At 43.7% G+C, this 6,795-nt stretch carries 4 protein-coding genes; 1 reads left to right on the top strand and 3 read right to left on the bottom strand.

What is annotated here, in order from left to right:
• Window positions 1–111: 111 nt before the first annotated feature.
• Complete coding sequence (locus QZT69_RS02165) at window positions 112–2,757, top strand: efflux RND transporter permease subunit (protein WP_294670083.1); 2,646 nt, start codon at window positions 112–114, stop codon at window positions 2,755–2,757.
• 407 nt (window positions 2,758–3,164) lie between these two features.
• Here QZT69_RS02165 and QZT69_RS02160 read toward each other — a convergent pair whose 3' ends face one another.
• The 3 genes from QZT69_RS02160 to QZT69_RS02150 all read right to left on the bottom strand — a co-directional run.
• Window positions 3,165–4,622 (bottom strand): T9SS type A sorting domain-containing protein, encoded by a 1,458-nt coding sequence (locus tag QZT69_RS02160; protein ID WP_294670082.1) that lies wholly within the window; start codon window positions 4,620–4,622, stop codon window positions 3,165–3,167.
• A 112-nt stretch (window positions 4,623–4,734) separates the two neighbouring features.
• Window positions 4,735–5,490 (bottom strand): response regulator, encoded by a 756-nt coding sequence (locus tag QZT69_RS02155; RefSeq protein ID WP_294670080.1) that lies wholly within the window; start codon window positions 5,488–5,490, stop codon window positions 4,735–4,737.
• A partial coding sequence (locus tag QZT69_RS02150; RefSeq protein ID WP_294670078.1) for a sensor histidine kinase occupies window positions 5,462–6,795 on the bottom strand: 1,334 nt, incomplete at its 5' end. The genes QZT69_RS02150 and QZT69_RS02155, both read right to left, overlap by 29 nt.

Below are 6,795 nucleotides of genomic sequence, written 5' to 3'. Positions count from 1 at the left end.
CTTCGACGAAGCACCAATCATGAGTGTGGGGGTAACCGCAAACATGCCTCCGACAGAACTTTACTCTTTAGTAAAAGATGATATCTCCCCTTCCTGGCAAAAATGGAAGGAATGGCACAAATCACCATGGTTGGTGGTGAAGAACGCGAGATTAAGGTACAGGTAGACCGTGAAGCTTGTGAGAATTATGGAATTTCCATTCTTCAGATTACCAATGCGATCCGTAATGCAAACCTGGAATTACCAACAGGTAAAATTAAAGGCGACGGCACACAGGCTTTGGTTCGTTTACGTGGAAAATACAAAGACCTGAATGAATTGAACAACCTGGTAATCGCCAACGATCCGAAGACAAACTCACCGGTAAGACTAAACGAAGTAGCAAGTATTACGGATGGTTCCAAAGAAATCAAAACATACAACCGTATCAACGGGATCAACTCTTTGGGACTTCAGATCATGAAGCAAACAGATGCGAACGCGGTGAAGATCAGTAAAATGGTTAAGGAAGAGTTCAAAAAACTCGAAGAACAATACAAAGCTGACGGGTTGAAATTCGACATTGCATCCGACTCCTCCGACTTTACGCTTGCAGCGGCAGACGCAGTTGTTACCGACCTTGGACTGGCAATTTTCATTGTTGCACTGGTGATGTTGTTATTCCTTCACAGTGTGCGGAATGCATTCATTATCATGATCTCAATCCCGGCATCTTTGATCTCCGTTTTCATTGCCATGTACCTGCTTGGGTTTACCCTGAACCTGATGACGTTGCTTGCAATTTCACTGGTAGTCGGTATTCTTGTAGATGACTCGATTGTTGTGCTTGAGAATATTTACCGTCACCTTGAAATGGGGAAAGAGCGCCGGAAGGCAGCATTGGAAGGGCGTAATGAAATTGGTTTCACGGCGATGGGTATTACCCTGGTGGACGTTGTGGTATTCCTTCCGCTGACAATGGTCGGAGGTTTGATTTCCAACTTGCTTTCCCAGTTCTCCCTGGTGATCGTTATTTCAACACTGATGTCCTTATTCGTATCCTTTACGCTGACACCGCTTTTGGCTTCACGCTTTGCGAAAGAAACCACGCTGAATAATAAAACTTTAGGCGGACGAATTGTAATGACTTTTGAACGCATTCTGAAAAACATTACGACTTCCTATGGTCGTGCATTGACAGTTGCACTTCGCAGAAAACGTTACATCACCCTGGGAGCTTTCTTCGGAATTATCATCATCCCGATGATGCTCGGACCGTATATCGGTGGGGAGTTTGTGAGCCAGGGTGACCGCGGAGAATTCGTTATCTCACTGGAATTACCTCAGGACGCAACGATCCAGCAGACCAATGCAACTGTTCAGCGCGTAGAAGATTACCTTTTTAATGACAAACGGGTAGTTAATGTCTTCACCAGTGTGGGAACGGCAAGCGGAAACATGGGATCTTCCAGTAACGCAAATAACAAAGCACAGCTGACCGTAAAAATCATCGACAAGGAAAAACGCGACAAATCTGCAGCCATCATTGCCCAATTGATGAAAAAAGACCTGGAAGCTATGCTTCCGGATGTGAAAGTAAACTCAGCGGCCGTTGGTATCATGGGTGGGGCTGACGATGCGCCGATCCAGATTGCTGTGACCGGAAACAACATGGACTCCAACTATGTTGCCGCCACAAAAGTGATGGAAACACTGAAATCCATCAAAGGTACGGCGGAGGTAAAAGTTTCGGTTGAAACCGGGAATCCGGAAGTAACGGTAAATATTGACCGCGATAAAATGGCCGAGCTGGGATTAAATATGAACACAGTTGGTTCCACACTTCAGATGTCTTTCAACGGAGACGATAATTCCAAGTATTCGGAAAATGGAAAAGATTACGATATCCTGGTAAATTACGATGATTTCGACCGTAAGAACACGGAAGATGTGAAAGATGTTTTCTTCATCAACGACAAAGGAGAAGAAATCAAACTAAGCCAGTTCGCAAAAATCGGTAAATCAAGCGGACCTTCAAAACTGGAACGCATGAGCCGTATTCCTTCAATTACTGTTACTTCACAGGTATTGGGGACTTCCAGTCAGCAGGTAACGGACGAATTTGCAAAACGTATGGAAAAAGATCCGCTTCCGAAAAATACGGTTTACAGCTTTGAAGGAGATGCGAAAAACATGGCTGAGGCATTCGGGAACTTATTATTAGCTATTCTTGCTTCGATCATCTTCGTATACCTGATCATGGTTGCATTGTATGATTCGTATGTTTATCCCTTCGTTGTCTTGTTCTCCATTCCGCTGGCGATCATCGGAGCCCTGCTTGCACTGGCATTGTCATCCGAGCCAATCAGTATCTTCTCCATGCTTGGTATGATCATGCTGATCGGGTTGGTAGCGAAGAATGCGATTTTGATCGTAGACTTTGCCAACCAGAAGAAAGCTGACGGTCACAACACAGTCGAAGCATTGATCATTGCCGGGCAGGCGCGTTTACGTCCGATCTTAATGACAACACTCGCAATGGTGTTCGGTATGATGCCGATTGCACTGGCACACGGACCGGGAGCTGAATGGAAAGCAGGTTTGGCCTGGGTATTGATCGGTGGTTTGATCAGTTCCATGCTGCTTACGCTGATCGTTGTACCATGCGTGTATTTAATCTTCGATATTTTCAAACGCGAAATTTCAAACAAGAAGGCGAAAGCCCAATTGAAAGAAGTTGATGTGGTCGCACTAGGGCACGAGTACGATCATAATTGACACCAATAACCAAGAGAAACGCCCTGATAGTTATTGTCAGGGCGTTTTTTTGTCCACCACAAATACACACAAATAAAAGGCTGCCTACCGGGGGGAATTATGTACTTAACGCAGGTAAGTTCTAAATCTTTGCACTCTTTTACCTTCGTGCCGCGTCTTTCAGACGGCACTCCGTCTTCACCAGCCACAGCTGGCTCTTCTTTGCGGTTTATAAATCCTTCCTTATTTAACCGCTAAGGTTTGAATATCTGTCTTGTTAAAAAGTAATCTCCTAAATTTCAATCTTTGTTACCTTCTTATGTACTTTTTTGGTGTTACTTATTTTAACCCTACCGAACTATCATTGTAAGGCATATTGAAATTAACGAGTATTCCAACTTCTATACCTGACACCAGAAGATAATTAATTACAAAACCACCTTCTGCTTATACACTTTGCCTTCTTTTGTTTCCAATACCACGAAATAAATCCCTTTTTGAACTTCAGGAATAGCAATCATTGAAACTCCTTTTGTAATTTGCTGTTTATCCAATGAAATCTGTTGTCCGGCGGTATTGATCAGCTGCATCGAAGCTGTTGTTTCCAATTCCGATTTCACCTGAAGGATTGTCTTTCCCTCAGACTGGGTAGCGAAAATACGGATGAGGTCCACTTCTTCGGATTCATTTACGCTTAATGAGGCCGGATCAATCGTTCCTTGCAGGTACACCACATTATTTCCTATATTATTGCTGTATGTGATGTGGAATTTCCCATTTGAGAATTGAATATCCGGTCGGGTTTGCGCGCCGTTTGTTCCTTGTGTCAAGGTATCTATATTCACTCCCAAACCTGCGGTTCCCGTAACGGAATAGGTGAAAAAGACATCCGTAAAAGATCCGTTCATTCCCTGCCAGACAACAGCCAGCGTATCGCCTTTCCCGGCAATTACGGGATAATTCTGAACTCCGGTTCCCATTGGGAATAATGGACGGTGAACCCCGATTTGCTGGGTGGTGAGACTTGCAGAACTGATGTAAACATCTCCGGCACTCATCCAGGTTGTAACAACGGAATCTCCCATAATTACACCGGAAGGCCCGCTTGACGGACAAGAATTAACAGACCAGTTGGTTTCATCCACTTCGGACGCCGCTGTAAAGCTCGCACTTCCGTCCGTTGAATAACAACCCCACATTTCGCGGATATTGTTATCATCATTGCGGAAAAGAAATACCTGGCGGTCTCCGGAAGCTGCTATAGAAGCCGGACAGCAGTCACATACATAACCGGCAACAGATGCTGTAGGGCTGATTGCCGCCAGATAAGATGCTCCACCATTTACCGAGCGTGCGATTGAATATTCCGGATCTGTCATGGAAGCATTGAACTGCATAAAATTAACCACCGGATTTCCGTTCAAACCAACAGCAACCGAAGGAAAACGCGGAACATCCGTACCGATCTGGTCTACCCGGACTGTGTCCTGGAAAGTCATTCCGCCATCCAGGGAACGAATTGTATAAACATGCGGATCCATTGCTGCATTGGGATCTGTGCTAAAAACAACAAAGACACTATCTCCCGAAGAAGTAATTTCGGCTCCTGTCCAGGAAGCAAGATACGGAACTGTTCCCAACGGATTAATGGCCAAAGGAGTAGTGAATCCAACTCCATCCCAGCGTGAGGAATAGATTCTATCTGTCCCGCCATTTCCCCATATTACCAATGGATTATCTCCTGCGGTCAATGTAATTCGCGGATAAATGTTGCTGTAAGTTGTTCCTAAAGCAACATTAACGGGTGCATTCCAGGTTGCGCTTTGTGCCGTAGACAGGAAATTGAAAGCGTAAACTGCGATGATTCCAAGTACTAATTTCTTCATAGTTTTCCTTTTGAATAATGATTATATGCCAACTGAATTTCGGTCTGTTTCCCAAACATACGGAATTCAATGGATTTTCTAAAGAACGTAAGAAATTGGAATTCAGTTGGGATTACTCTTTCAAATACCCCAAAATCTCAGCTTTTTTCCTGCGGGAAACTTCAAAATCTTCTTTTCCGTGCTTCATGGATATGAGACATTCAGTCCCCTTTGAATACTGGATGATGTGGTGGATATTGATCAGGACACTTTTATTGATACGCAAAAAATTCGGATAAGCCTGGAGCAGGACCTCGTAATCCGACAAGGTTTTACTTGATAGCAGCACCTGGTTATCTGTCGTAGTGACTTCCGAATAATTTCTCACAGCACGGATGTAACTAATGTTTTCCAGGTCCACGATGACGACGTTATTCTTATGGTGGAAAGGAATGCGTTTAATGAGCCGGTTGCGTTCGTCGATGGAGTGCACAAAATGGATTACGTTGGAATTATCACCGAAACTGATTGAGCTTTCCACCCGCTCAACAGCGCGTTTCAATTTTGAACTATCAACCGGTTTCAGTAGGTAATCAATCGCGTTGAATTCAAAAGCCTGTAAAGCAAATTCATCGAACGAGGTGACAAAAATGACCTGAAAAAAAAGCTGTTCAAACATGCGCAGCAGATCAAATCCGGTGTTCACGGGCATTTGGATATCCAGGAAGACCAGATCAGGTTTCATACGGCAGATCAATTCATAACCTTCTTCCACGGAAGCACCATTCCCGATTAATTCAATCGACGGGCAGTGTTCTCTCAGCAGGCTGTCCAATACGTTTCTATTTGCCGGTTCATCATCAATAATTACGCTCCTGATTCCTTTCATGATATAGTTTATTAAGCATTTCTGACGAAAAGAATATATTTACCGTTGAACCGACCGGTTTCCCGTTTTCATCTTTCAAATCAACAAATTCGATGGATCCTTCAGCCGGAGCGTATAGTTTATTGAGGTTTTCTATGCGTTTTTCGATCAACTTCATTCCTTTCGACTCTTTAAAGACGACGGCATGTTCGTTTAGTCCCGCTTTATCCGGTCTCCCTACTCCATTATCCGTAATCGAAATACAAAGTCCGTTTGCTTCAGATTCAATTCCCAGGGTAAGGGTTGGCAGCTTGTCTTCGGATAAAGGCAAAAGTCCGTGCCAAATGGCATTTTCGATCAAAGGCTGTGTAATCAAAGCAGGGATAAATAACTGATCCAATTGGACATTCTCGTGAATTTTCTTCTTAAAAACAAAGCAGTTGCTAAAGCGCAGCTGTTCCAGGTCGATGTACAGATCTATAATCTTTAACTCGTTGTAAAGACTGATTACCGATTGGTCCGAATAATTGAGCAAGTTCCGGAGAAGTGCGCTGAACTTGGCCAGGTATTGGTTTGCTTTGGAAGTTTCTTTCCGGATAATGAGTTCCTGGATTGCCACCAGCGAGTTGGACATAAAATGCGGATTAACCTGTGCTTTAAGAGCCGTCAGCCTGTATTCTGCCAAAAGCCTTTCGATCCGGATCCGTTCCATTTCTTTTTTCCTGCGTGAGCGCATAATCAACCAACTGCACAAACTTGCCAAGACAAGTCCCAGGACGATCATGGAAATCCTGAAAAAAGCAGTCTGCCAAAAAGCAGGCTTAATGTAAAACGAAGTAACAGCGCTCAGGTTACTCTTTCCTGAGTGGATAGTTGGATGTACATACAACACGTAGTAACCCGGACTTAAATTCTGCAAATGCACGTGTGTTCCTTCAGTTTCACCATCCAGTCCGGAAGGGCCTTTCAGCGAATAAGTTAACTGCTTGGACCATTCATTGAAAGCCAGGTAATCGAAATTAAAATACAGGTCGTTTTGATTATACTTCAATTTATCCAATTGATCAAAAGGAATCTTCCTGCCTTTGATCTCAACAGAGGACAAATACAAGCGGTAATTCCAGGTTTGGGATAACTTCTTATTGTTCAATGAAATCAATCCCTGTGAGGTCCCAATCATGATCTCATCCCCAACAGAAATTACACGAAAAACTTCTTCGTTCAACAATTGTTTCCAGGATGACCGTTTTGGAAGCTGGTCGGGTTGTTTTATAAAAGCTCCATTATTCGTTGCCAGTAAAATGGATTGATCGGACAAAAAATCCA

Origin of the sequence: uncultured Fluviicola sp., assembly GCF_902168135.1 — a bacterium.
Classification (GTDB): Bacteria; Bacteroidota; Bacteroidia; order Flavobacteriales_D; family Crocinitomicaceae; genus Fluviicola.
Note: the sequence above shows the minus strand (reverse complement) of the source record. Positions and strands in the feature narration are given on the sequence as shown.